Raw genomic sequence first — 26190 nt, 5'->3', positions numbered from 1 at the left:
TCCGCTGAACGCCGGGCGCTTGCCGCCGGCCGGGATCTCCGGCCGAGGGAAAGGCCAAGCCTTGAAACCAAGGAAGAACGAGTGCGCCCGCCTGCCCGGGCGCCGGGCGCAGGTCAACGTTGCAGGTTGGCGCGCTCCTCGTCCGTCAGTTGCCGGCTCGCCGACGGCGGCAGGCTGCCGCCACCACCCAGCACGCGGATCACGCTGCGCGGGTTGTAGCTCACGGGCGTCGATGCCTTGCCGGCGGGCGCGTCGTTGTTGCTGCCGCCGTTGTTGTCATTGCCGCTGTTGCCGCCACCGGCCGGCTCGTTGCCGAAGCCCAGCACGCGCACGGTGAACACCGAGGGCAAGGCCTGCCGCGCGGCGGCGCGTTCGCGCTGCATCACGTCCTGCGCGGCCATGCTGGCCTGCGAGGCCGCCGCGCTGGCGTTCGTGAGCGCACCCACGTTCACCGAGGCGATCACCGGCAGGCCGGACGACTCGCCCTTCACCTGGATGTTGGCCGCATTCACCACCTGCAGCGCCGCGACGTTCACGTTGCCCGACACGCGGATGCCGGCCTCGCCCGCATCGATGGTGCCCAGCGGCGCGATCAGGTCGACGTCGCCCGGCGGCACTTCGGCAATCGGCGCCAGCGTGGCGATGCCCGCGCCCGAGCTCGGCACCTGCGGCGAAACCTCCACGTTGCCCACCGCGTCGTACACGCGCTTGGGCGGCGTGTAGAGCACCGTGGTCTTGGAGCCGCGGCCCGCGTTGATGTCGCCCTTGGCCGACCACGCGAAGATGTCGCCGCCGAAGGTGGTCATGATGCGCGAGAGGCCCAGCAGCAGGCTGCCGTCGCTGAAGAGGCGGATGTCGCCCTCGCCCTGCGTCATCACGCCCGAGGTGGCCGGCGGCACGGCGCCCTGCACGCCCAGGATGATCTGGCCGGCCGGCGCGAGCATCTCGATGTCGCCGCCGAAATTGGTGCGCACGCCCGAGCCGCCGAACATGGTGATGTCGCCGCCGCGCGCGATCGCGTTGCCGGCCGCGTCCTTCTCTGGGAACAGCGTCGAAATCATCTCGCGGCCGCGCAGGTACGAGCCCGAACGGCTGCTCTGCGGATCGTTGTACTCGCGGCCGCCTGCACGCAGCTCGGCGTAGTACACCTCGCGCAGGAAGACGCGCTGCTGCTCCGGCGCCAACGCGTCGAAGTACGCGAGAGCCTGCGCTGTATCGCCGCTGAAACCGTAGCGCGTGTTCAGCCATGCGGCGAGTTCCGTCTCGTAGGTCTTGACGGCCTTGCCCGGCTGGCTCGCGAGGGACGTGGCCGCATCGGCGCGCATCGACGGATCGAGGTAGCGCGTGCGGATCGCCGACATGTCCAGGCCCGAGATACCGGCCGCCGTGCCCACGCCCGCCGCCATCGCGACCGATGCGCCCGGGCGCGTGTCGCCCGGCACGACCGGGCCGATGGAGGTGACGCCGCCGCGGTCTTCCTGCAGCAGGTTGCGGCCCGCCGTGACTTCCAGCGTGCCGGGACCGGCGATGTCGAAGTTGGCATAACGGATGTCGCGGCCGGCCGAGACGATGGAGACGTCGGTCGGGTTGTCGTGAACGATCAGGTTGCCGCGCAAGTTGCCCCCGAGTTCCTGGGGGGCTGCGGTCGAGTCTCCCGGCGCGACGCCGGTGTTGACGATGTCGCGCCCCGCCATCACGCGGATCGGCGCGGCGGCGTTGTACCAGGTCTCCGTCGTGCTGCGCGCGATGACTTCGCCTGTCTTCAGACCGATGATGTCGCCGCCGGCGGCATAGAAGCGCACGGGCGGTGCGCCGGCTGCGCGGTCGAGTCCGACCGCCGCCGTGTTCGGACCGAATGCGAAGAGCGTCGGGCCATTGAACTGGGTCGCGTCGCCGCTGCCCGAGATCGCCAGGCCGTTGCTCGCAACATTGGTTGCAAGCACCTTGCCGGCGCCGTACGCCTGGCCGACAAATGCAGGATTGAACGGCGTGGGCAACGGCGTGCCCGTGCCGGACATGCCGACCGAATACTGGCCCGCGTAGATGGACCCGCCTGCGAGCATTTCCAGCTCGCCAGTGGCCGACGGTGCGAGCGTCAGGCCGTACTTGATCTTGTCGGGATCCCCCACGGTCAGCGGCAGTGCCGCATAGCCGTAGTAGAGGCTCCCCGTCAGGGCCGCGGCGCGGAAATTGGAGGGATAGACGATCCACGCATCCTTCGATGTGGTGCGCAGTTGGCTGTTGTCGCCGGCCGCCATGGTGGGGGTCAGGTGGCCGCCGGCGGAGGTGAGGTTGATCGCGCTGCGGCCGGTCCAGAGACTGAACCAGCCCTGCCCGCCCGCGTTCGGCGCCTGGCCGCCTACCGAGAAGGCGGAACTGTTGGGCGTGTCGCTGCGTCCCGGATCGGACGCGCCGCCGAGCACCAGGTCGCCGCGCGTCTGCATGTGGATCGCCGTGTCGCCCGGCACGAGGTTGATGCCGCCCCTGGCGTCGGCATAGCTCGCCGCGAACGGATCGATGCCCCGTGCGTCGACCGGGTCGGAAAAATTGAACGTGCCCGACAGGTACTGCAGGCCCAGGCTGCCGATCGATGCGGCGCTGACCTCGGTGGCGCCGCGCAGGTTCGCGATGGCGCCGGTGAGAACGAGTTTTTCCGAACCCGTGCTCAGGTTGCGATTGGGGTTGAGTGCCCCGGCAACGCGCATGTCGATGTCGCCGCCGCCGGTCAGCGTGAGGGTGCCGTCGGCACCGACGCGGCCGGTGCTGCCCACTGCGACCACGAGGCCTTCGCTGCGGGCCACGCCAGAGGCCTGGAAGCCGCGCAATCCGATCGTTCCAGCCTCGCCGCCCACACGAATGCGGATGTCGCCCCCGCCCAGCGTGCCGAAGCCCGTGAATCCGGCGAGGTCCGGTGCCTTGCGGTCGAATTTGTCTGCTGTAGGCGTGTAAGCGCCGAAGTTGATCCACCACGCCGTGGGAATCGCCTCGTCGATGGCGGCCGTTCCCGAACCCTGACGCCACAGCCAGTTCCCCGGCAACACGCTCGACAGTTCGTTGCCCAGCAGATCGCCCACAAGGTTGCCGCCGGCCGCGACCAGTACGTTGCCGCCCTGGTCGGGATACCAGGCGCGATACGTCGCCAGGCCGGCGCTGTAGTCGAGCAGTTCGGACTGCGGGCCGATCGGCGAGCCGCTGGCGTCCTTGCCGCGCGGCCGGTCGTACGCGGCATCGACTGCGGTTGCCGCGCCGGCGGTGTACACGCCGTAGAGCGAATCCATGCGGATGTCGCCGGCGGCGAGCAGTTCGAGGTCGCCGGTGCCGGTTCTCAGCACGCTGAAGGCCGATGCGACAAGCTTGCTGCCGGTGATGCTTGGCTCTCCGGGACCCGCCACGCAGTAGGACGGGTCGAAATCGCAAACCCATCTTTCGGATTCCGGCACCAATTCGCCCTCGACATAGTCGCCCACTTCGTGTGCGTTCGGCCCCCAGGTCAGGACTGCGTTCGTGGCAATGATGTAGTCCTTGATCCCGTGCGCATCGCCCAGCCGGATGGCCGCTTTCGAAGCCGGGTTCAGCGCACGCCGGTCGGCCGAGCCCAGATCGGCGCCCGCCACCAGTTGCATATCCCATGACGTGGCACCCTCGCCGAGCATCGGCGCGACGGCCCAGTTGCGCCCCTGCACGCCGTTCACCGAAGGCCGCAGGTCGATGGGCTGGTCGCCCGGCAGTTCGATCGTGGTCGACGACGGAATCAGCGATCCCCGCGCAAGAACCGTCTGGCCGGTCGTGCTCATCTCCACCGGCAGCGCCACGCCCTTGGGCCAGGTCAGCGCGGCCACGCCAGCCGGCGCGCGCAGCGCCGTTCCGGCACCCAGCCGCATGCCCTCGCCCAGCGCCGTGGCGGTCCGCAGCACCGTGCCGGCCGCATAGGCCACCGAACCGTCGGCGTTGTAGATGTTGGCGGCGACCACCGTGCCCGCCGAGAGGTTCAGCGTGCCCGTGAGCACCGCGTCCACCGGCAGCACCGTGCCCGCGGGCAGCGTCATCGCTGCCACGTTCACGCTGTAGTTGAGCGTCGATCCCGCCGGGAAGACCGTGCCGGTCTCGAGCACCACGTTGTCGATCGGCACCACGATGTCGCCGCCGAAGGCGGGGGAACGCCCTTCCACCAGCACCCAGCCGTTGTCGTCGGGCGTCGCAGGAGGCGGCGCGAAGCCGTCGTTGATGCTGCCGTGGACATTGAGCCCGCCGGCCGCGCGAATCACCAGCTTGCCCGGCTCACCGAAGCCGCGCCGCGCCGGATCGTTGCGGTCGGCACCGGGGCCGTAGCGGTAGCCCGAGAGATCGAGGTCGCCGTCCACCGTGAGGTCGCCGTGCGGGTTGTTCACGCGGTCGCTGACGATCTCCACGCCCGGCCGCAGGTGATAGCCGCCCAGGCCCGCCAGCCGGTTGGCGAGTGCGCCGTTGCCCAGCGCGGCATCGATGAAGAGCCGGCTCTCGCCGTCGATGCGGTCGAGGTAGCCCTGCGTGATGAGCTGCGGCCTGTAGCCCGACACATCGGGTAAATCAGCCAGCGGCGCGTCGTCGTAGCTGCGAAAGGCGTTGACCGCGATGGTCTTCGCGCCCTGGATCGCAGGCGTGCCGTTGACCGTGACGGCCACGTCGTTCGCACCGACACGCGGCGCATTCAGGTCGAGCGTGCCGCGCGCACGGCCATCGTTCTGTCCCGCCTTCGTGCCCACGGCCACCTCGGTGCCGGCGCGCAGGTCGATGCGCGCGCCGCTGCCCAGCGTGAGCATGCCCTCGGTGCTGGTGAGATCGACGATGGCCCGGTTGGGGCTGTCGATGATCTTGCCGTAGCTGTCCACGCGCAGCCCTGTGCCGTGCGCGTCGAGCGTGCCGTTGACCGTGAGGTCGCCCTTCGCCGCGAGCCGGATCGAGCCGACCTGGAAGCCGCTCGCGTCGATGCGGCCGTCCACGCGCAGGCTGCCGCCGTCCACGGCAATGGACACTTCGCGGGCCTTCACGCCGTCGCCCACCACGAGGTCGCCCTGCTTCACCTGGAAGCGGCGCGCGCCGAACACACCGCCTTCGTTCAGCCGGTTGTTGAGGTCCGCGAAGTCGCCCAGCGTCTGCGCGCGCACCGTGAGTTCGCCCGCGTCGTAGGGCACCACCGTGCCGCCCGCGTCGTAGCTGCCGCTGCTGCTGCCGCGAATGGCCCCCAGCAGATCGACGCGACCCGCACCCTCGCCCAGCGCAGTGGCCTCGACCGTGCCGCCGCGGTTGTTGCGCGCCGAGACGTCGATCACCGAGCCCGCGGCCTGCGCGATGTTGCCGGCCGCGCTGGAGAGCACGAGGTCGCCGCCCCAGCTGTACTTGTCGACATCGAACAGCGCCACCTTGCGGCCCGACAGGTCGATGCGCGAGCCGGCGCCCAGCGCAATGCCGTCGGACGCCGCGAGCACCAGCCGCCCGGAGGGCAGCACGATGCTGCCCTCCAGGCCGACGCTCTTCCCCCGAAGTTCCAGTGTGGCGCCGAGCGCGTCGCTCGATGCGGCCGTGCCCGTTCCTTGCGGTGCGGCCACGGTGATGGCGCCGCCCGCGGTGATGCGGGTCTTCGAGCCCGCCTGCCCCGTCAAGAGCGGCGACGTGATCGCTAGGTTGCCACCTTCATACGCATGGCCTTCGCCCGGCGTGTACGCACCTTGCCGCTGGTACACCGCGAGCGTGCTGCTGCTGTCGGACGTCACGCGCTCGGAGGCCGTGAGCTTCACGTCGGCAAAGCCCAGCGCGAGCCGCGCATCGGTCTGCGTGCCGCTCACCTGCGCGTACGGGCCGTGGCCCAGCACGATCGAGCGCGCGGCGATGTCGAGCGTGCCGCCGCCCGGCAGCCCGGCGACCGCGGCGCCGGGCGCGCCCTCGGCGCCGGTCCAGACGAACTCGCCCGCGCGGATCGCGACCACGTCGCCCGCCGCCCCGTAGCCGTAGATCACGGGCGTGCCGAGCACCAGCCGGTCGAGGCTCGATGCATCGAGCTTCACCGCGCCGTAGGTGTTCACGGCATCCCGCGCATTGAGGGTCAGCGTCTCCAGCGCGGGCGCGCCGGTGGCGGTGTTGCCGGCCAGCAGGCTGTCCAGCTTGGCCTGGTTGAGCACGAGCCCGCTCGGCAGTTGGCCGCCGGCGCGCGCGGCGGCGATGTCGGCGTCCTCGCCGAGGTTGACCGCGGCCAGTGCCAGCGAAAGGTTGCGGGTGCCGTAGGAAACGTTGTCGGCCAGCGTCAGCGCACCGCCGGTCGCGATCGCCAGCGTGCCCTCCGACACGAGCCGGGTCGCGCCGCTGCAGGCCGCGCTCACGCAGCTGCCGATGTCGATGGCCACCGTTCCGGGTCCTTGCGCCGCGGAAGGTTGCGCGAGAAGAAGATTGAACCAGCCATTGGACAGGGCGAGCACCCCTGTGCCGGTGAACACATAGCCGTCGTTGGAGCCGTAGCTCGCCGCGCCCCTGCCCAGGGTGCCGAGCGACGCCCCCTCCTCGATGGTGATGGCGCCGTCTCCCACGGGAGCGGCCGCGCCGGCCAGGATAAGTTCGCCCGCCGACAGGCTGGCGCCGCTGCGCACGACGAGGCTGCCGGCGCCTGCGATGTTGACGATCCGGCCGCGCTGGCCGTAGGTGGTTCCCAGCGTGCCGTTGAGCACCAGGCGCGAGGTGCCCAGCTTGTTCAATTCGGTGTCGTGGACCGATGCGCCCGCCAGCGTCTCGTCGGCCGCCTGCCCCGCGGCGAGAACCTCGGCGAGGTTGCGCACGTTCACCGTGCCGCCGAAGCCCGCGCTCGCGGGCTGCGCACCCAGGCGCAGTTCGCCGTCGAACTTCAGCGCGGTCCGGTCCGTCTCGCCCACGGGCGGCCTGGACAGCATGATGTCCAGCGTCTTCGCGTCCGAGGTGAGCGCCGCGCGCAGGAAGCCGCGCCGCGCCGCATCCGCCTGCACGAAGGCGTTGTAGTCGGTCTCGTTGTAGCTCGCGTAGCTGCGCACCTTGTCGCCCGGCGTGATGACGACCTGGTTGGGCAGCGCCTCGCGGATCGACGTGTTGGCGACGCCGAGGTAGCCGCCCGCCACGTAGGAGCCGTTGCTCACGCTCGTGACGCCCGAAAGCCCGATGCGGTCGGCCGCGCCGATTTCCACCCGGAACGCGCCCGGCAGCAGGCTGTAGTTGGACGGCATGAGCGTGTAGGTGCCGGCAGGCAGGCCGGGCACGCCCGCGGGCACGGTGATCTGCTGCCCGATGCCCGGCGTGCCGAAGCCCGCCTCGGGCGCCACCGGCGCATAGCCGGCCGCGCTGCCGGGCACGATCGCATAGACGGCATTGCCGGGCCGGCTGAAGCCGTTGGCGGGGTTCGCGTTGGCCAGCGGCGTCGCGCGCACATCGACCGAGCCGCCGCGCCCGCTCACGAAACCCGCGCCCGCCAGCGTGCCGCCACCCGACAGGTCGAGCACGGAGCCCGCCTGTGCGTCGAGGTGGCGCGCTGCCAACTTGACGCCGCCCTCCAGGTCGCCCACGCCCTTGAGCACCACCGGCTGGCCGTTGTACAGGTAGCTCAGGCCATCGACAGTGCCGCCGTACGGCATGAGCAGGCCTTCGCCGCTCACCGAGGTGATGCTGCCGGGCAGCAGCGTCACGCGGTTTGTCGCAGCCGTGACCGAATCGAATTCCGTGCCCAGCGTCAGCCTTCCCAAGGGCGCTCGAACGATGCCGCCTTGCTCGACGGTCTCGGCGGCCAGGGTGATATCGCCGAAGACCGAATACGGCATGGCGACCTCGTCTTCGCTGTAGCGGCGGATGGAGAGAACGCTGCCGGCGGCATAGCTCTGGCGCGAATCGGGACCTTGGACATAGCCCGCCATGACCGTATTGCTCGTCCCGGTCCCCGGATAGATCTGCTCGGCGGTCAGGTGCACGTTGCCAGGCGTCGATAGATTCGCGCCGAGCAGGCGGATGTCGCCGCGGCTCGTGAGCTCGACGTCTTCGAACCCGCGCCGGTCCACCGCATAGCCCGTGATGCCCAGGTTGACCTCCGCACGGGTGCCGAACCCGACCGCATCCCGCAGGTCGACCAGGTCCGCCAGCACGGAAAACCTGCCGTCGCCCTGCTGGCGGGATGGGCCGTTCTCCCAATGGGCCATCGGCATGATCGTGCCCTCAGCTCTGGCCCTGCGGATCGTGCCCGCCAGGCGCACGTAGGGCGCGGACAGCGACACCGTCGAATCCGCTGCCGAGGTCTCGCCGTGCGCGTAGGTGCCCGCATACAGGCGCAGGCTCTGGCTCATGCCGAGCGCAACGTTGCCGTCGAAGCCGAGTGCCCCATCGACGAGCACCGAGAGATTGCCGAAGCCGCCGGCTTCGATGCGGTCGACGCCGATGCGCGCGGTGCCCGTGAGCAGCCCGCCCCTGGCATCCGCCAGGGTCTGCGCCGCCGCCACGGAGCTGTCGCCCTGCACCTGTGCCAGCACCAGCTCGCGATGGCGCAGCACGTCGCCGCGGGTGGTCGCCCTCACATAGACCGGCGATGCGAGCGCGAGCGCCAGCGTGCCGCCCGCGGCACCTTCGCCACCGGCTGCCGCGCGCAGTGTGCCGTCCAGGTACAGGCCGTGGTTGGACTTCAGCACGATCGAGCCGCCGTTGCTGGCCACCATGACAGGCGCGGGCGAGCGGCCCGGTGCGCTGCCCGAGGGATCGAGCAAGGCGTTGGCGCCCGAGGCATCGAGCAGCGCGCCCGAACGGATGACGATGAACGCATCGGCGGCTTTCGCCTCGCCCGTCGTGTCCCAGTCGAGCGCACCGCCGATGCTGATCGTGCCTCCGTCGGCCACGCGGCCGTAGGTCCGGCCGAACATGTCCTGCGCGGTGGCCGCGCGTGCGGCGACATCCAGCACGGCGTGCTCGCCGATCCAGACGAGGCCCGGCGTTGCGAGCGCCGTGGTCTGCGGCCGGTCGATCGCGATCGTGCCGCCCGGTGCGCTGAGGCGGCCGTCGACCGTGATGTCGCGCCCCACCAAGGCGATCGACTGGCCGGGGTCGACATCGATCGCGGTGCCCGGCCGGATGTCGATGGGGCCGGTGGATGTCGTTGTGGTGCCCGAACCCACCGTCGATTGCAAGGTCAGGCTGGCGCCGCCGCGCTGCGTGAGCACGCCCTTGACCGGGTCTTCCGTCCAGACCGGTGGCGTCCAGAGCGAAAGGCCGGCCGCGGGGTCGCTGCCGGTCGCGGATGCGTTCGCGCCGTCGGCGAAACGGTACACAGGCATCCGGACATCCAGCCGCGCGTTGTCGGCCACGATGACGCCCAGGTGGCCGTTGAGGTCGTAGCGCGCAAAACCCGATTGCAGGACGGACGGATCGATCGCCGTGTTGGGCCGGGTGGCCGTGTCCTGCCTGAAGACGGAGCCGGCGGTCACCTGGGTGCCGCTTGCGAGCGTGAAGTCTACCGGCGCCGCCTGGCCGGCGGCGACCGTCAGGACTTGAGGGGTGACGGGAATCCCGTTCGGGAACACGTTCGCCGGCACGCTGTAGCCCAGTGGGAACGCACGGGTGTTGGTGATTCCGATCAACGTGGATCCTGCCGGCAAGGTCGGGATGACTGCCCCGGCCGCCGCCTGACCGATGTCGAAGAACTGAGTCGCGCCATTGACGATGGCTTGCAAGGTATAAGCGCCGGTACCGGCCAACGCTTCGGGCGGTTTCCAGTCGGCCGCCAGGACAACGGCGTACGCCGGAGCGTTGCCGAAAACCGGCGCCGCCCCCACGGCCTCGCCCGGCAGCGCCTGCGTGCGTTCGTAGGTGTAGTCCATCGGAAGTAGATCTCCAGCCTTCACCTGGTAGTCCTGCAGCAGGATCAGGTCGAAGGGCGCCCTCTCGCCCGCATTCAGCACGTCGCCCGTGCCGCGCACCTGGCCGCCGATCACGATGCCCCCGCCCGATATCAGCTTGAGCGTGCCGCCGCCATTGGCGCCGTAGCCGCGGATGTCGCCGTCGATCGTGAGCAGGCCGTGCGCGACCGAATCGCCGGGCACCACATCCGCGCCCAGCGTCACGTCGCCGCCGCGTCCGCCGCGCGTCTTGCCGTTGACCAGCACCGCACCGCCCGAGGACACGTCGATCGAGGTGCCGGCGGTGAGCGTCACGGCGCCCAGGCTGCGGATGTCGACGCTGCCGCCATCGAGGTACGCGAGGCCGAGGCCGTTGCCCGGATCGCGCTGCAGGTTGGTCCAGAGGCCGCGCGCATCGAGCTTCGCGTCCTTGGCGATGACGACTTCACCGGGCTTGTCGGCGGCGGGCGTCGGCAGGAGCATGGGCGTGAGGCCCGCGCGCATCAGCGGCGTGGCCGCATTGCCCAGCACGATGGCGCCGCTGCGCGCCGTGAGGTCCGCATTCACCGCGACCTTGGTGGCGAAGAGCTCGATGCTGCCGCCCGGTGACACGGCCAGGCCGTCGTCGACCGTCACGCTCTCGCTCGCCACGGCGGTGATCGCACCGAGGCCGAAGCCGCTCAGGCGCTTGCTGTTCAGGTACAGCGTGTCCTTGCGGTCCTGGGGCAGCGGCCCATCGGGCGAGAGTCCCGCGCCGAACGCCGGCTGCGCGTCGTCGAACACGATGCGCCGGAACGTGGGTGCCAGCGCACGGAAATCGCCCAACGGTCCTTGCGCGGGATCGGTGTTGTAGCCGGTCGTGTAGCTGCCGAGCACCAGTTGCGCAGCCTGCGCCGCCGCGTTGTGCGACTGGGCGTAGCCGTCGAGCGCGGCATCGCCCTTCACCGTCTGGCGCGGCCCCTGGTAGGCGGTGGCGGTGATGTCGCCTTCCAGCACCGCCGCACCGGTCGCCACCACCAGCCGGCCCGCATCGCGGCCCACGGTGTAGCCGTTCTCGAGCCGGCTCTGCGGCCCGATCAGCGGGTTGTAGAAGTAGCCGGTGGTCTTGTCGCCCCAGCGCTTGTGTTCGTCCTCGAAGCCCTTGTACAGGCCGCTGTAGGCCACGTTGGCCGGCGCATTCGACACCTCGTAGAGCCGCCCGTCCACGCCCTTGAGCCAGCTCTGGCGGATCACGCCGGTCTGCACATCCAGCGTGCCGCCCGACAGGTTGATGTTCGAGCCCGCCTGCGTGACCACCTCGCCGCCGCCGAAGGTGACGCTGCCGCCCTGCGCGGCCCATTCGCCGATGCCGTGGCCCTGCAGGCCCAGGTAGCCGCCGACTTCGAGCAGGCCGCCCGGGGTGTACCAGCGCTCCTTGTCGTAGCCGCCCACGCCGGCGGCCACGCGCACCAGCTTGCGCCGGTCGATCCATACGTTGGCGTTGTTCAGCTTCGTGGTGTCGCGGTTCAGCGGCGCATCGCGCTGTTCGTTGCCCTGGATGTTGATCTGCACGTTGCTGGAGGACATCGCCACCTGCACGCCCACCGCGCCCGATACATCGAGCCGCGCGCCATCGGCCACGGTGCTGCGTCCGCCGACCTGGCCCGCGCTCACGGCGAGCTGCCCGCCGGTCGCGAGCGTGGTCGAGCCGCCTTCGAACAGCACGTTGCCGCCCGTGACGATCTCGATGCGCGAGAGGTCCTGCCGGTCATTCAGCAGCGAGAGGTTGTCGAATGCGCCGGTCGCGCCGGCCGAGGTGCGCAGGCTGTTCTGCCTGGCCGACTCGGCAATCGCCGCTTCGCGCTGGCTGTCGAGCGCGGTGCGGCCGTTCTTGTCGTCCAGCAGCACCGCGTTCACTGCGCGCTGCGTGACGGTGACGCTGCCCTGCTTGTCACTCGCCGAGTTGAGCAGGTGGATGGTGCCGCGCGTGTCCACCGTGGTGGTGGCGAGCGCCACGCCATCCTGCACCACCTTGCGGCCGGCCAGCGTGATGTCGCCTTCGGGCGCCAGCAGCAGGCCGGTGTTGACGACATGCCCCGCCTTGCTGTCGGCATTGAATTGCGGCGACACCTCGTTGCCACGCGTGGTGGAAACCTGGTTGGCCGCCGTGCCCTGGCCGGGGCGCACGATGAAGAAGTCACCGGCGGCCAGTTGTGCCTGCCCGCGCGGCGTGGTGATGGCGCCGGCGTTGCTCACCTCCTGGCCCATCAGCAGCACGTAGCCGCCACCCTGTTTGACGGAGGTCGGCGTGCTGGTGGTGATACGCGCGCCCGCCTCCACCCGCACCGCGCCGCCCGCGTCGGTGAAGCTCGGTGCGTAGCTGTCGGCGGTCTTCGCGCTGTGGATGCCGTTGGTCTTGAACTGCTCGTCGCTGATGCGCGCCGCCGCCGCCAAGAGGTTGCGCGTATCGGTCTGGCTGCTGCCGCTGAAGACGATGCCGTTGCGGTTGGCGATGAGCACCGTGCCGTTGGCCTTGATCTGCCCCTGGATCTGCGAAGGCCGCGCCTGCGGATCGTTCACGCGGTTGAGCGCCGCCCAGTCGGCCTGCTGTCTGAACTCCACCGTCGTGTTGCGCCCGACGTTGAAGGTCTCCCAGTTGAGGATGGCGCGGTCGCCGGTCTGCTGGATCGCCACGTTCGTGCGGCCGTCGGGCTGCTGCGATTGCACCGGCGCCTGCGCGTTGTGCCAGCCCGCGGTGAGGCTGTTCGTGTCGACCCTGAGGCCGCCGTCGGCCAGGCCATCGGGAACGGAGGACGGATCGCGCAGCGCCGCCTCGCGCGCCGCCGCCTGTGCGGCCTGCTGCGCCGCGATGGACTGCGCGGCCAGGTTCAGGTTGCCGATCGAACGCTGCAACTGGGCGTTGGCCTGTTGCTGCTGCTGCGCGGGGTTCGTGAGGTTCGAAGCCGGCATGCCGTTCGGCAGGCGTCCGGTCTGCGCGGCGGCGGCCTGCGCGGCGCCCTTGCTGGCGAACCATGCGGGACTGAAGGCCTGGCCCGCATGTGCCGGGCCCCAGGCGCCGAGCGCCGCGAGCGCCACGGCGACCGCGCGCGCGAGCGGTGTCAATCGAAGATCGCCGCGGGCAGCGGCCTCGCGGGATTCGGCCGTGGAACGGCGCGAACGGATGGTGTGCGGATTCAAGACCATGAGTGCCTGGGACGCAAGTGCGGGGATTGCGAGGAAAAGGAGGTGTCCGGCGCAGCGCCCGATGCGGCGCTGCGATGGGGAAATCGGATGTCGCCGGCCGCATGGGCGATCCGCGGCCGCGGTGCCGCGCCACGGCGGTGTTGCGATGGAAAGAACTCGCGCGCGGCGGGCAGCAGCAATGCCCACAACGCCATCGCCTCGCGCCATGCACGGGCATGCGCCGCGCTGCGTGCGCACCAGATCGCGAGCGCGCGAACTTCCCTGTCGCTCGCGCGCAGGCGGTTCAGGCGCACGATCCAGTCCAGCGCTTCGCCCAGGCAGGCCTCGTCGCTGCGTGCGTCGCGTGGGCGTTCGTCATGAGGCATCGCATCCATACCTCCATGACGAGCCTGCGCGGCGCAACCCGTAAATCAATTTCGCATCAGCTTCTCAACTCAGCACCACGATGCCGCCAGGCAGGCTGCGCATGCGTGCGCCGTAGAGCTCGCGAATCATCACGGGCGCGTTGTCGATGCTGCGCAGGTTCAGCTGCATCCTCACCAGCGTGCGGCCCAGCTCTTCGTTGCGCAGCAAGACCTTGCCCGGCCGGTAGCGGTTGATCTCTTCGATCACTTCCGCGAGCGGCATGCGGTCGAAGGACAGCACGCCGGTTCGCCACGTGCTCACGCTGGCCTCGTCCGCGCGCACGACCTCCTGCAGGCCGGCCCGGTCGAAGGTCACTTGCCGGCCCGCTTCGAGCGAGCGCTGCTCGCCGTTCACCGACACGGTCACGCGGCCGTCCAGGCAGGTCACGCAGACCTGCGGGCCGGTGTGGCGGATGTTGAAGCGCGCGCCGCGCGCCAGGAGGCGGCCACCACCGGTTTCCACGAGGAAATCGTTCGCGCCGTTCGCCATGATCTCGGCCTCTCCCGCCACCAGCACCAGGCCGCGGGGGCTCGCGTCGGCGCCGATGCGGTTGATGAGCGTCTGCGTGTTCATGCGCACGCTGATGCCCTCGGCCAGCGCCACCTGGCGCTGCTCGCCGGTGCCGGTGCGGTAGTCCGCCGTGAGGTCGCCGACCGAGGGCCAGAGGCCGAGCGGCGGATCGATCGCCATCACGCCCGCCGCTACCGAGGCCGCGATCGCACCACCGAGGAACGCCCTGCGCCGCGGCGACTGCAGGGTCAGGGCCGCGGAAAGGCCGCGCAACGAGAACGCGCCGGCGCGCGAGGCCTGGCGCACGGCCTCTTCGGCCAGCAGCGGATCGAGCGCGGACCACGTGCGCATCACCTCGCGCCAGGCCTTTGCATGCGCCGTGCTGTGGGTCGCCCATTCGCGGAACGCATCGGCGTCGGCGCGGGTGGCCCGGCCCGAATGCAGGCGCACCCACCAGGCTTCGGCCTGGCGTTGCAGCAGGGATTCGGGATCGGGGGAAGTCATGGCGCTCATCAGTATTTTCTCGGACCGGCAAAGTGGCCGCGCTGCGCAGCCTCCACATCCGGCAAATGCAGCTTGCAGAATTCCAGGGCGGCGCGCAGCTCTTTCTCGACCGTGCTCAACGACACGCCCAGGCGCCGCGCGATCTCGTCGTTGAGCTGGCCCTCCACGCGCGCCGCCACGAGGATCGCGCGCCGCCGCGCCGGCATGCGCGCAAGCACATGGCTGAGCGCCTGCACGTCGCTGCGCGCGCTGGCAATGCGCTCGGGGTCGCTCACCTCGTCCACGATGTGCACCAGGTCGTCGATCTCGCCGTGCACCAGCAGCACGTTGTTCTGCCGGTACTGGTCGGTCGCGATGTTCGAGGCCATGCGCAACAGGTAGGCATCGGCGTTGTTCACCGTGCCGCCATCGCTTGCGGTCGAACCGGTGGAACTCGTCGTGGAAAGCCGCAGCCAGGTTTCCTGCATCGCATCGGCCGCATCGTCGCGCGAACCGACGATGCGCTCGAGCTTGCCGCGCAGCTCGACGTAGCGCGCGACCATGCGTGCGCGCAGTGTGGAGGCCATGCCTTCGTTCATTGCATGCGCCTGTTCGCATCGGCGCTCGCCGGCTCGCAATCGGACCACGCACCGGGTCCTTCCGGCAGCATCAGAATGACCAGCGGCTGCGGCAGCGAGGGCGGCGGCGGGCTCCCGACGGACAGCCCGCGCAGCCGGATCTGTATGGCGGCATCGCGGTCGGAGACACCGGTCGTGCTCAGCAGGCGAAAGCGGTCCACCACGCCGTGCGCATCCACATGCAGCTGCAGCGCGAGGCGATAGCTGCCCGGACGCGTCTGCGTCGAGGCGCACAAGGTGCCGTTCAAGGCCCGCTGGACCTGGGCGGCGTAGGACTGATGCAAGACTTCCCCCTCTTTGAACCCGGACTCCTCCATACCCTCGGCATCGGGCAGCGGCTGCAGGGCCGTGCCGCCGGCCGTGCGCGATGCGCGAATCACCACCGACGTCGCGCTCGCATGGCGCGCCTCCAATCCCGTGCCGACCAGCATGGCCTCCAGAGCCTCCATGGCGGTGAGCGTGCCGCGCACCGTTCCCGAAAGGCGCTGTGCCTGAACGCCATCGATCAATACGTCCAGCCCCGTCGCCTTGCTGTAGGCGGCGATGGCATCGCCCAGGCGCTGCGCGGCGATGTCGAATTCCATGCGCGTCGCGGGCGCCGTCGCTGCTTCCGCTTGCTGTGCGCTCGCGGTGCGTGCGATGAACGGCATGGCCGCTCCAGCAAGACACCATGCCAGTGCCACGACACTGACCGATGCCGAATTCACTCTCATACCGGATAGGCGCACGCGCTCCAGAGTTGCCGCGTTCGCCGACCGGAACACGGGGCATGTCGGCAAACCCAGGTGACGTTAGCTTTGGGGAGTGACGTTCACGTGACATTGAAAAAAGCCGAATGCGGTCATCGCACCTCCGTGGCCGATCGCGCAGGCATGAGAAAGCCCCGAGGCCCGGACGCGCTTGCGCGCAACCGGATTCCCCGAGGCGAATCCGCAGCCGGCAGCACCTGCTGCAATGGCCGCGGAAAGACACGCGATCAGACGGTGATCAGTTGCTCACCGGACGGCCGATGCCGTTGCAGACGTTGGTGTTGCCGATGGCCTGGGCGCTGCTCGAGGTCAGGAACGTCGAGATGATCGTGGACCTCCAGTTCGCGGTGCCGCCCGTGCCGTCAGGCAGCGTGACGAAATTGTGCGAGGCGATCAGCGAGCTCGGTGCAAGCAGGCGGGTCAGGAACGAGCGGACCTTGGTGGTGATCGCCGGATCCTTGTAGCACTGGTTCACCAGCAGGTTGGTGGTGCCGAAGATCGGGTAGCCGGCGCCGGTGCCGCTGACGGGCGGCTTCACATAGGCCGGAACCCAGGCGAGCGGATCGGTCGTGGCGCCGCCCAGGGGCAGCGTCTGGCTGCCGAGTGCCGTCTTGATCGAAGCGGAGACAGGCAGGAAGCCATTGACCTTCGCGACGAGCGTGTTGTTGCTCGGGTTGAAGGCCAGATCCGGGCTCAGGTAGCCGATGCGGCCGGCCGTGCCGAACGAAGTCGCCATGCCGTCGTTGCCGACGACGCCAAGCCAGCCCGTGGTGGCCAGGGTGGTGCCGCTCGGGAGCGCGCCGGCCACCATGGTGGCGAAGCTGTTGGAAACAACGAAACCGGAGCCGGGGCAAGCCGCGACAAGATAACGGCTCAGCAGTTCGGTGGTACCGCTGGTCTCGGTGCGGTAGACCACCTGGACCGGCGTGGTGTCGCCGGTGGTGCCGAGCACTTCGCTCCAGGTCACGCCGCCTGGCTTCTTCGAGAAGACGGCGCACATCTTCGCGTCCGACAGGTTCAGGTTGGTCACGGCGCTGGTGGTGGAGCTCTTGTAGGGCACGAGCACGGCAGCACCGACGGCCGGGATCTGGATCAGCGGGCCCCAGGCGGCGGCGCCGGTCACCGGAACGCCAGGCGACGATTCGATGTGGGCGAGCTTGTAGGCGTCGCGTTCGGCGGCGGTCAGTGCGGAGTCGCTGCCGGCGAAATGCACCGACTGCGTTGTCGCCCAGATCGGACGGGTGGCCAGGCTTTCGTTGCGGAACTCGCTGCCCACCGTGGCTTGCGCGTTGTTCTGCAGGAAGGCCTTCTTGCCGGCGCCGCTGCCGGTGCCGGTGTAGGTGTAGTTGGTGGAACCGACGCCGCTGGGCAGCAGATCCTTGTACAGCGGCTCGGGCAGCGTTGCGCCACCGCCGACAGCGATCTGGGCCGAAGCCGCACCGGCGGCCATCAGGGCGGCCATCGTCACGGCCGACAGTGCGACCTTCTTGAACATTGCATTCATGGAAACTCCTTTGAATGAACCAAATAAATGAACTACCTCGGACGCGGCGTTCGTCTTGATCGCCGCGTCCTTTTCGCTACCTCTGTCACCTCTCTGGCGACGCTGTTGATCTTGCTTTTCGCAGGTGACAAGGGGCCGAAAAAACCTCGGGAACACCAACGCAAAAACTCCCGAACTCGCGGCTGCTTTTGCGGCGCATGCTCCCGAACATTCAGCGCACCATCTGGTTGATTTCCATGATCGGCATGAGCACTGCGAGCACGATCACCATCACCACGCCTCCCATGCCGACGATCATCAAAGGCTCGAGCACGGTGGTCAGGCGCATCGCGCGGCGCTCCAGATCTCGGGAGAGGTTCTGCGCCGCACGCTCGAACATGGCGGCGAGCGCGCCCGTCTTCTCGCCGCTCGCGACCAGGTGCACAAGGTTCGAGGGAAAAATCTTTTGCGCTTTCAACGCCGCCGCCAGCGGCGTGCCCTCCTTCACGCGGCCCGTGGCTTCGAGCACGCAGCGCTTGATCCATTCGTTGCCGAGCGTCTGCCGCGCGGCTTCCAGCGCGCGCAGCAGAGGCACGCCCGCGTCCATCAGGATCGAGAGCGTGGAGGCGAAGCGCGCGGTGTCCACACCGAGTGCGTAGCGGCCCACCATCGGCATGCGCAGCACCATCGCGTGCCAGCGCAGTCGCCTGCCGGCATCGTGCAGCGAGGCGCGGGCGAGCACCCAGGCGCAGACGACGAGGCCCGCGGTGAGCCAACCCCATTCGCGCACGAAGGCGCTCGCGGCCAGCATCGCGCGCGTGATGGCCGGCAGCTCCTGCTTCGCTTGCGCGAACGCACCGATGACCTGCGGCACCACATAACCCAGCAGGAAGACCACGATGCACAGCGACACGAAACCGACGATGGCCGGATAGATGAACGCGGTGAGCACCTTGCTGCGCAGGTTGTCGCGGTTCTCCAGATAGTCGGCCAGCCGCTCCATCACGCGCGCGAGGTCGCCCGAGTCTTCGCCCGCGCTCACCAGCGCACGGTAGATCGAGGGAAAGTCGCGCGGCCGCTCGCCCAGCGCATCGGCCAGCCGCATGCCGGCGCGCACGCCGTCGCACACCGCGCTCAAGGCATCGGCCACGTGCTTGCGCTCGGCCTGCTCGATGGTGGCGACGAGCGCGGCCTCGAGCGTGAGGCGAGCGCCCAGGAGGCTCGCGAGTTCGCGCGTGGCCCAGCACAGGTCGCTGGCACTGAGCTTCGGGTTCAGCCACGCCAGCGCCCCGCCGCCTGCGGCCTTCTCGCGAATGTCGAGCGGCGTCAGACCGCGCTCGCGCAGTTGCGTGCGCACCGAGCGCGCGGACTCGCCCTCAGTGGTGCCGCGCTGGATTTCGCCGGCGCCGTTCGCGGCCTCGAATTCGAAACGGGCCATGCCGCGCCTCCTTCCTATGCGTCGCGCGTGACGCGCATGATTTCCTCGGCGGTGGTCACGCCTTCGCGCACCCAGCGCTGGCCGTCCTCACGCATGGAGCGCATGCCGTGGCGCGTGGCGGCGGCGCGCATCGCCTGCTCGTCGCCGCCTTCGTGGATGAGGCGGCGGATGTCGTCGTGCACCACGAACAATTCGTGGATGCCGGTGCGCCCCTTGAAGCCGGAGTTGCCGCACGCAGGGCAACCCACCGGCACATAGGTCACGCTGCCATCGGGCTGCGGCCGAGGCACCTTGCATGCGGGACACAGCCGACGCACCAGTCGCTGCGCGAGCACGCCCAGCAGCGACGACGACAGCAGGAAGGGCTCGATGCCCATGTCGCTCATGCGCGTGACGGCGGAGACCGCGTCATTGGTGTGCAGCGAGGCCAGCACGCCGTGACCGGTGAGTGAGGACTGCACCGCGATCTGCGCGGTCTCCAGGTCGCGGATCTCGCCGATCATGATGTTGTCCGGGTCCTGCCGCAGCGCCGCACGCAACGCGGCGCCGAAGGTCATGCCGATCTTGCTGTGCACCGGGATCTGGCCGATGCCGGGCAGGTCGTACTCCACCGGGTCTTCCACGGTGAGGATGTTGCTGGTGCTCAGGTCGAGCTGGCCGAGCGCCGCATAGAGCGTGGTGGTCTTGCCGCTGCCGGTGGGGCCGGTGACGAGCACGATGCCGTGCGGCTGCCGCACCAGCCGCGTGAGTTCGGCCAGCGTGTCGGGCGCCATGCCCAGGCGCTCGAGCTGCAGGCGGCCGGCGTCTTTCTCGAGCAGCCGCAGCACCGCGCGTTCGCCGTGCGCCGTCGGCACGGTGGACACACGCACGTCGATGGGCCGCCCGCCCACGCGCAGCGTGATGCGCCCGTCCTGCGGCAGCCGCTTCTCTGCGATATCGAGCTGCGACATGATCTTGATGCGCGAAATGAGCGCCGCATGCAGCGCGCGGCGCGGCGACACCACGTCGCGCAGCGTGCCGTCGACGCGAAAACGCACCACCGAATGCGTCTCGAAGGATTCGAGGTGCACGTCGCTTGCGCCATCGCGCGCGGCCTGCGTGAGCAGCGCGTTGATCATGCGGATGACGGGTGCGTCGTCCTGGGCATCGAGCAGGTCGGTGACGGCGGGAATGTCCTGCATCAGGCGCGCGAGATCGACCTGCTGCTCCACGGCGCCGACCACCGAGGCGGCGTCGCCGGTCTCGGCGTAGCTGCCGGCCAGGAGGCCGTCCATCTCGGTTTCGCCGACCTGCTTGAGCGGCAATTCGCCGAGCAGGCGGCGCGCCTCGACGATGGCCCAGCCCGGCGTGCGCGGGCACACCACGATGCAGCGTGCATCGCCCTCCTCGCGCACCACGATGCGCTGGCTGCGCGCCCACGCGTGCGGCAGCACGGTGTAGCGTGCTGTCGCCTGCACCGCAGCTTCGCTCATGGCGTCACCACCAGCTCCGGCCGGTAGCCCAGTTCGCGCAGCACGGCGATGGTGTTGTCCACCGCCTCCGGATCGCGCGGCACGTCCGCCCGCACGAGGTTTCCCTCCCCGCCCGGTCCGCTCACGATGTACGCGCCGATGCCGCTGATGCGCACCCGCTTGACGATGCGCACCGCGTCCTGCTCGGCGTTCACGTCGGCGATCTGCACGACGGTGCGCTTGTCGTTCGCACCGCCATGGAGCACGGCGGGATCGGAGTCCACCGTCACGCCGACCGGCAGCTGCGAGCGCAGCACCGACGTCGGCGGCGCGGCGGCCTCGGGCGCCTGGCGCACCTCGCTGGCCGCGGCGGTGGGCGGCGGCGCCTGTTCGCGCGTCTGCTCCCAGTTCTGCGGGCGCAGATCGACCTGCGGTGCGCGGCCCACCCTCGGCACATCGGAGGGGGGCAGCGCCGGGCCGCCGACATCGGGCAACAGGCCATGCGGCATCGGCCGCGAGCGCCCTTGCTGCATGCGCATGAAGTTGTAGCGGTCGAGCGTGAGGCCGCGGCTCGCGTTCGCATCGCGGATCACGTAGGGCCTGAGGAACACCATCAGGTTGGTCTTCACGCGCTGGCGCTTGTCGTAGCGAAAGAGGTTGCCCACGACCGGCAACGCGCCCAGCCCCGGCACGGCCTCGGTGTCGTTGGTGACGCTGTCTTCCATCAGCCCGCCCAGCACCATGATCTGGCCGTCATCCACCAGGATGCTGGTGTCCAGCGCGCGCTTGTTGGTGACGATGCCGGCCGCGCCCGAGCTCTGCTCGTCGATGCTCGACACCTCCTGGTAGATGTCGAGCTTGACGGTGCCGCCCTCGGAAATCTGCGGGCGGATGTTCAGCTTCAGGCCGATGTCCTCGCGCTGGATCGTCTGGAACGGGTTGCTGCTGCTGTTGCCGTTGGTGATGTACTGCCCGCTCACGAACGGCACGGTCTTGCCCACCATGATGGAGGCCTGCTCGTTGTCCAGCGTAAGGATGTTGGGCGTCGAGAGGATGTTGGCGCCGTCCTTGGTTTGCAGCGCGCGCGCCAGCACCTTGAGGTTGAGGATCTCGCCCACGCCCGGCAGCTTGACGGTGCCGTCGATCACGCCGATGTTCAGGCCGCGCGGAATCACGTCGAGGGTGTTGGTCGCGGCGGTGTTGAGCTGCGCGCCGCCGAAGTTCGTGCCGCCGCGCACCTGGCCGTTGCGCCCGCCGGCCATCCACTGGATGCCCAGCTCGGAGGCATCGCGCTCGGTCACCTCGACGATCAGGCTCTCGACCAGCACCTGCGCGCGCCGCTGGTCGAGCATGTCGATCACGCGGCGCAGGCTCCGGTACATCGGCTCGGGCGCGGCAATGATCAGCGTGTTGGTCGCGGCATCGGCCTGCACCGTGACGCCGTTGGCAGAGAAGGCGCTGGAGGTGCTGCCGCCCGCTGCGCCGGTCGTGGCGCCGCCCGCGCCGCCGCGCTGTATGCCGCCGGTCGTGCCGCGGTTCGTCGTGCCCGACGAGCCTGCGGTGCCTGTTGCGGAAGCCGCGCTGCCGTTCGTGCCCGTGGCGCCTGCCCCTGCCGCGCCGCCGAGCATGCCGCCCGCACCCAGCGCCGCACGAACAGAAGTGTTGCCCGTCACCGATGCATCCTGCGACTCCCCAGTCAACAGGCCGCGCAGCACATTGGCCAGCGGCACCGATTGCGCATTGCGCAGGTACACCACGTACAGGTTGCCCGGGTCGCTCTGCGCGTTCTCGAGCTTGGCGATGAGTTCACGCGCGAGCGTGGTCCGCCCCGGGCTGCTCGAACGGATGATCACGCTGTTGGAACGCGGGTCGGCCAGCACGACGATGTCGCGCTTGCCCTTGTCGCCGGTGTTCTCCAGCAGTTCGCTCGCCAGGCCCGCGATGTCCACCGCGATGCCGTTGCGCAGCTTCACCACCTCGGCGTCGAGCGAGGTGGGCGTATCGATGCTCTCGATGATGCGGGCCAGGCGCTCGAGGTTGTCGATGTAGTCGGTCACCACCAGCGTGTTGTTGGCCTGGTAGGCGGTGATGGTGTTCTCGGCCGCGATGAGCGGCTTGAGCACCGGCACCATCGCCTCGGCGTTCTCGTAGTTCAGCCGGAAGGTGCGCGTCGCAAGGCCGCCGCCGGGGTTGCGCGTGTTGACCGCGCCGCCCTGCAGCTTGGCATCGGCCACCGGCACGACGCGGCTCACATCGCCCACATCGACGATCGCGAAGCCGCGCATGCGCAGCGCGGTCGAGAGCATGCCGTAGGCCGTGGCCGCGGGCACCTCGCCCTCGGAGACGAGGGTGATCTGCCCCTTCACGCGCGGATCGAAGAGAAAGTTGCGCCCGAGGAAACGCGCCAGCGCCGAGACCACGGAGGTGATGTCGGCATCGACGAAGTTGAGCACCACCTTGTCGTCCCTGCCGCTCCTGGCGGCCTCGGGGCGGCCGGGCGGCGCGCTCTGCGTCGCACCGGCCGCAAGGGCCGCGTTACTGGCCAATGCCAAGGAAGCCAGGCAGCAAGCCACGGTCCATCTGCGCATCGCTGCGCCCTTCAGCTCTCGTATCACGGGCCATCCTTGTTGATTTGCGTGGACTGCAGGTCCACCGCACCGCGCACCGGGCCTTGGGCGTCGGCGCTGCCGTCCGCCCGCTCCAGGTCGGCGCGCATGACTTCGACGTCGCTGCGGGCGGACACCGCCAGCAGCCATGAAAAGACCTGGGCCGCGGGCGCAGGTCCGGTGAATTCGATGCGCCACGCTTTCGCGGGCAAGGGCTTGCTGCCCGTGGCGGCAGGCGCGTCGGCCACGACGTCGTGGACTTTGTAGAAGCCCTGCAGGCCGGCGCGGTCGAGCCCCGTCTGCAAGGGCTCGGCCTCTGCACCGGGCCGTCCGTTCGCGGCCGGCACGCCGGCGAGGATGCCGTCGAGTTCGGCCGACTGGGCCTGCAGCTTCGGCAGGTCGCGCCGCCATTGGGCGATGGTGTCCAGCGCGGGCCGGGTCAGCGCGAGCCACAGGAAGGCGAGCGTCATCACGAGCGCGGCGATGCCCACGGCGAAACGATCGCGCGCGGACAGTGCACGCCAGCGCATCGTGCCTTCGCGGATGAGTTGACGCGTCGGGCTCAGGAAGCGGGCCAATGGCCGCAGGCGCTCGGCGGCGTTCATGGCGGGCCTTTCTGCGCAGTGCCTTCAGCGACCGGCGCATCGCTGGCGACCTTCATGCGCAGCGTGCCTGCATCGCCTTCGACAGCGAGGCCCTGTTCGTGCGCCTGGACTTGCAGTGTGCGCAGCGCCTCCGCGTCCGGCGCCGCGCCGTCGCGCCAGCGGATGTGCAACGCGCCCTCGGCATAGCGCAGGCCCTGCACCTGCCCGGCCGGCGCTTGCGCGAGCAGGCGCGTTGCCGCGCGCGATAGACCCGCGTAGTCGTCTTTGGCCGCCTGCGGCGCGCCGGCCGCGAGCGCGTCTTTCTGCTGGCGCGCCTGCTGCACGGCGTTGACGACCACCGGCACATCGGGAAACGCGGCCTTGACCCGCGCGGCCATCTGCCGCTTCAGCGTCTGGCCTTGCGCGGCCAGTTGGCTGGCGTAGACGTTCAAGCCCACCAGCCACACGGCTGCGGCGATGGCGCCCCATGCGACGGCGGGCACGGCCAATGCAGCGACACCGCCGCCAACGGCCTCCGTCCCACCAACCGGCAATGACCAGCGCCAGCCTTCGCCGGTCCATTGCGCTGCCGCTTCGTCGCCATCGCGCTCGATCCATCGCACGGCGGGCAGCGCCGCATCGCCACCGGCATGCGCTGCGATACCCGCTTCGCGCGCCGCGCCTTCCGGTAGCCAGTGCGTGAAGCCCTGCTCCCGCCCGGTGCGGACGACGAGCCATCGGTCGACCTGGCACGCCGCCCAGCCCGCGTCCGGCAGCGGCAGGAAGGCGGCCGGCAGCTGCAATTCGCGCACCGTGAGCCCGTGTCGGCGCAGCAGCACCGACCAGCCTTCCACCACATCGCGGCCAACCCAGGCCGCGGGCACGGTGCCATCCGATGCGCGAACGCCGAAGCCCGTCACCAGCGTTTCGAGCGGGCGAAGCGCGCAAGGCTCGATCGCGCCCATCACCGCCGCATGCAGGCGCCGGCCGGACAACGGCGGTAGCGCGAAGCTGGCCGTGGGCACGTCGCCGGGATGCAGGCAGGCCTCGATGCGCTTCGGGTGGAAGCGCCGGGCGATGTCGCCGAGCGCCAGCATGCCGCCATCGCGCCATGTCCCGTCGGACGCGCGCCAGCCGCATTGCACCGGGCCGGGTGGCGCGCCATCGCCCGGCCAGGGTGGCAGGCGCAGGCGCAGCAGGTCGACCTTCACACGCCCTCCCGCAGCCACGTCACGCGCGGCATGGAGGTCTTGTCGTCGTGCAGCAGAGCCACCTGCACGAACTTCGTGCGCGCGGTGTCGAGCACACTCGCCACGCGGAACCAGTTGCTGGTGATGCCCATGCGCACCTCGTTCACATTCAGCGCCGGCATCTGCAGGCGGTTGGTGAAATCACCGCGGTTGATGAACCACTGGCCGCGGTCGCGCGCGGCCAGCAAGGCGCGGGCGCGGTCGAGCGACAGGCCCGGCACGCCGGCGGCGATGAGTTCCGCACCCGCGGTGTTCGCGTTGATCCAGGTGCGCTGCGGCAGCACGGTCACGAAAGGCGCGAGCCGCGCGAGCACGGCGCCATCCACGCCGGGAACGGCCATCAGGTCTTCCAGCGCACGCGGCCTCGGCGCCTGGGGCATCGGCGGCAACTCCACCGGCAGGCCCAACCGGGCAGCGGCCTTGGCGCTTTCCGCGCGGACATCGTCCGGCACGGTGCCCGGCGCCTGCGTCAGCGCATCGCCCAGGCTGAGGACAACGCGGCGCATGAGCGACTGCGCCTGCACCGGCGAGACACCCACCGCCGCGCACAGCCGCATGAACACCTCGGCCTCCGCGGGATCGACGCCCGTCGGCCCCACCAGGTTGCGCAGGTTGAACTTGCCCTGCTCGTCGGTGATTTCGCTCACGAGGCGCCCGCCCTCCGCGGCCACCTGGCCCGCGGCCTGTCGCGTGAAGGGGCGGTTCCACAGGCCGTCGAGCCGCGTGGTCGGATCGCGCAGCGCCTCGGCGCGCAGCACGCGCTGCGCCTCGCCGATTTCGCCGCGCAACAGCCAGCGCGCCTGCACGCGCGACTGGTCGCCCTGCGTCGTGCGGATGAAGGCCGACTGGCGGCCCAGCAGGCCGGCGGCCAGCGCGGCGATGACGGCGACGATCAAGAGCGCGCTGACCACGGCCATGCCGCGCGCGTGAAGGGCACGAATGGTGTGAACGGCGCGAGGGGGTCGGCTCCCCCTGATGCCCATCGGTACGTGCACGGTCGTGGTCCGTGCGCTACCAGGAGCCGACGTCCGCGTTGGCTTTCTCTCCGCCGGGCTCGCCGTCGGCGCCCAGCGAGAACACATCGACCTCGCCGTGGGTGCCGGGGTTCAGGTACTGGTAGGCGTTGCCCCAGGGGTCCTGCGGCAGGCGTTCGAGGTAGGTGCGCCAGTTGGTGGGCACCTTGCCGGTGGCGGGCTTCTCCACCAGCGAGCGCAGGCCCTGCGTCGAACTGGGGTAGGCGCCGTTGTCCAGCCGGTAGAGCTTCAGCCCCTGCATGATCGCGGCGACGTCCTGCCGCGCCGCGGTGGCGCGCGCCTGGTCGGGGCGGTCCATCAGGCTGGGCACGATCAGCGCGGCGAGCACACCGATGATGACGAGCACGACCATCAGCTCGATGAGGGTGAAGCCGCGCGGTTGCACGGGGTGCCGGCTTGCGTTGCTGCGGGCGGAACGTGCGGCCATCTTTCACTCCCAGGACAAGGTACGTCGATTGCGGTCAAGCCACGGATCGTGGCAGGAGCGCATGTCAGTCCGATGGAAAATCCTCG

At 70.0% G+C, this 26190-nt stretch carries 13 protein-coding genes; all 13 read right to left on the bottom strand.

The genetic code is table 11. The annotated features are described in order from the left end of the window. Nucleotides 1–113: 113 nt before the first annotated feature. The 13 genes from ACSFA7_RS20905 to gspG all read right to left on the bottom strand — a co-directional run bounded on the left by ACSFA7_RS20905 (nt 114) and on the right by gspG (nt 26104). A complete protein-coding gene (locus ACSFA7_RS20905) occupies nt 114–13040 on the bottom strand; it encodes a filamentous haemagglutinin family protein (protein WP_435501138.1) in 12927 nt (4308 codons plus the stop codon). After that, complete coding sequence (locus ACSFA7_RS20900; protein ID WP_435501137.1) at nt 13037–13411, bottom strand: FecR/PupR family sigma factor regulator; 375 nt, start codon at nt 13409–13411, stop codon at nt 13037–13039. The genes ACSFA7_RS20905 and ACSFA7_RS20900 overlap by 4 nt, the downstream gene beginning before the upstream one ends. Nucleotides 13412–13475: 64 nt before the next feature. After that, nucleotides 13476–14465, bottom strand: a complete 990-nt coding sequence (locus ACSFA7_RS20895) for a FecR family protein (RefSeq protein WP_435501136.1) — start codon at nt 14463–14465, stop codon at nt 13476–13478. 8 nt (nt 14466–14473) lie between these two features. Further along, nucleotides 14474–15031 (bottom strand): RNA polymerase sigma factor, encoded by a 558-nt coding sequence (locus tag ACSFA7_RS20890; protein WP_435501135.1) that lies wholly within the window; start codon nt 15029–15031, stop codon nt 14474–14476. Between the two features lie 8 nt (nt 15032–15039). Beyond that, nucleotides 15040–15732, bottom strand: coding sequence for a hypothetical protein (locus tag ACSFA7_RS20885; RefSeq protein ID WP_435501134.1), 693 nt, complete (start codon nt 15730–15732; stop codon nt 15040–15042). Between the two features lie 337 nt (nt 15733–16069). Beyond that, entirely contained in the window at nt 16070–17335 is a 1266-nt protein-coding gene (locus ACSFA7_RS20880; RefSeq protein ID WP_435501133.1) for a substrate-binding domain-containing protein, read from the bottom strand. A 211-nt stretch (nt 17336–17546) separates the two neighbouring features. Further along, on the bottom strand, nt 17547–18752 hold the full coding sequence (gspF, locus tag ACSFA7_RS20875) for a type II secretion system inner membrane protein GspF (RefSeq protein ID WP_435501132.1): 1206 nt from the start codon (nt 18750–18752) through the stop codon (nt 17547–17549). Nucleotides 18753–18766: 14 nt separating this feature from the next. Beyond that, nucleotides 18767–20224 carry a type II secretion system ATPase GspE gene (gspE, locus tag ACSFA7_RS20870; RefSeq protein WP_435501131.1) on the bottom strand — a complete coding sequence of 486 codons (1458 nt, stop codon included), beginning with the start codon at nt 20222–20224 and terminating at the stop codon, nt 18767–18769. Then, on the bottom strand, nt 20221–22755 hold the full coding sequence (gspD, locus tag ACSFA7_RS20865) for a type II secretion system secretin GspD (RefSeq protein ID WP_435501130.1): 2535 nt from the start codon (nt 22753–22755) through the stop codon (nt 20221–20223). Before gspD ends, gspE begins: the two co-directional genes overlap by 4 nt. 59 nt (nt 22756–22814) lie before the next feature. Next, entirely contained in the window at nt 22815–23414 is a 600-nt protein-coding gene (gene gspM, locus ACSFA7_RS20860; RefSeq protein ID WP_435501129.1) for a type II secretion system protein GspM, read from the bottom strand. Then, nucleotides 23411–24604, bottom strand: coding sequence for a type II secretion system protein GspL (gspL, locus tag ACSFA7_RS20855; protein WP_435501128.1), 1194 nt, complete (start codon nt 24602–24604; stop codon nt 23411–23413). The genes gspM and gspL overlap by 4 nt, the downstream gene beginning before the upstream one ends. Next, a complete protein-coding gene (gspK, locus tag ACSFA7_RS20850; protein WP_435501127.1) occupies nt 24601–25560 on the bottom strand; it encodes a type II secretion system minor pseudopilin GspK in 960 nt (319 codons plus the stop codon). Before gspK ends, gspL begins: the two co-directional genes overlap by 4 nt. A 94-nt stretch (nt 25561–25654) precedes the next feature. Further along, nucleotides 25655–26104 carry a type II secretion system major pseudopilin GspG gene (gene gspG, locus ACSFA7_RS20845; protein ID WP_435501126.1) on the bottom strand — a complete coding sequence of 150 codons (450 nt, stop codon included), beginning with the start codon at nt 26102–26104 and terminating at the stop codon, nt 25655–25657. Nucleotides 26105–26190: the final 86 nt, after the last annotated feature.

The organism is Variovorax trehalosi (assembly GCF_051216415.1).
Taxonomy (GTDB): domain Bacteria; phylum Pseudomonadota; class Gammaproteobacteria; order Burkholderiales; family Burkholderiaceae_C; genus Variovorax.
The sequence above is the reverse complement of the archived record's forward strand: the minus strand, read 5'-3'. Positions and strand labels throughout refer to the sequence as shown.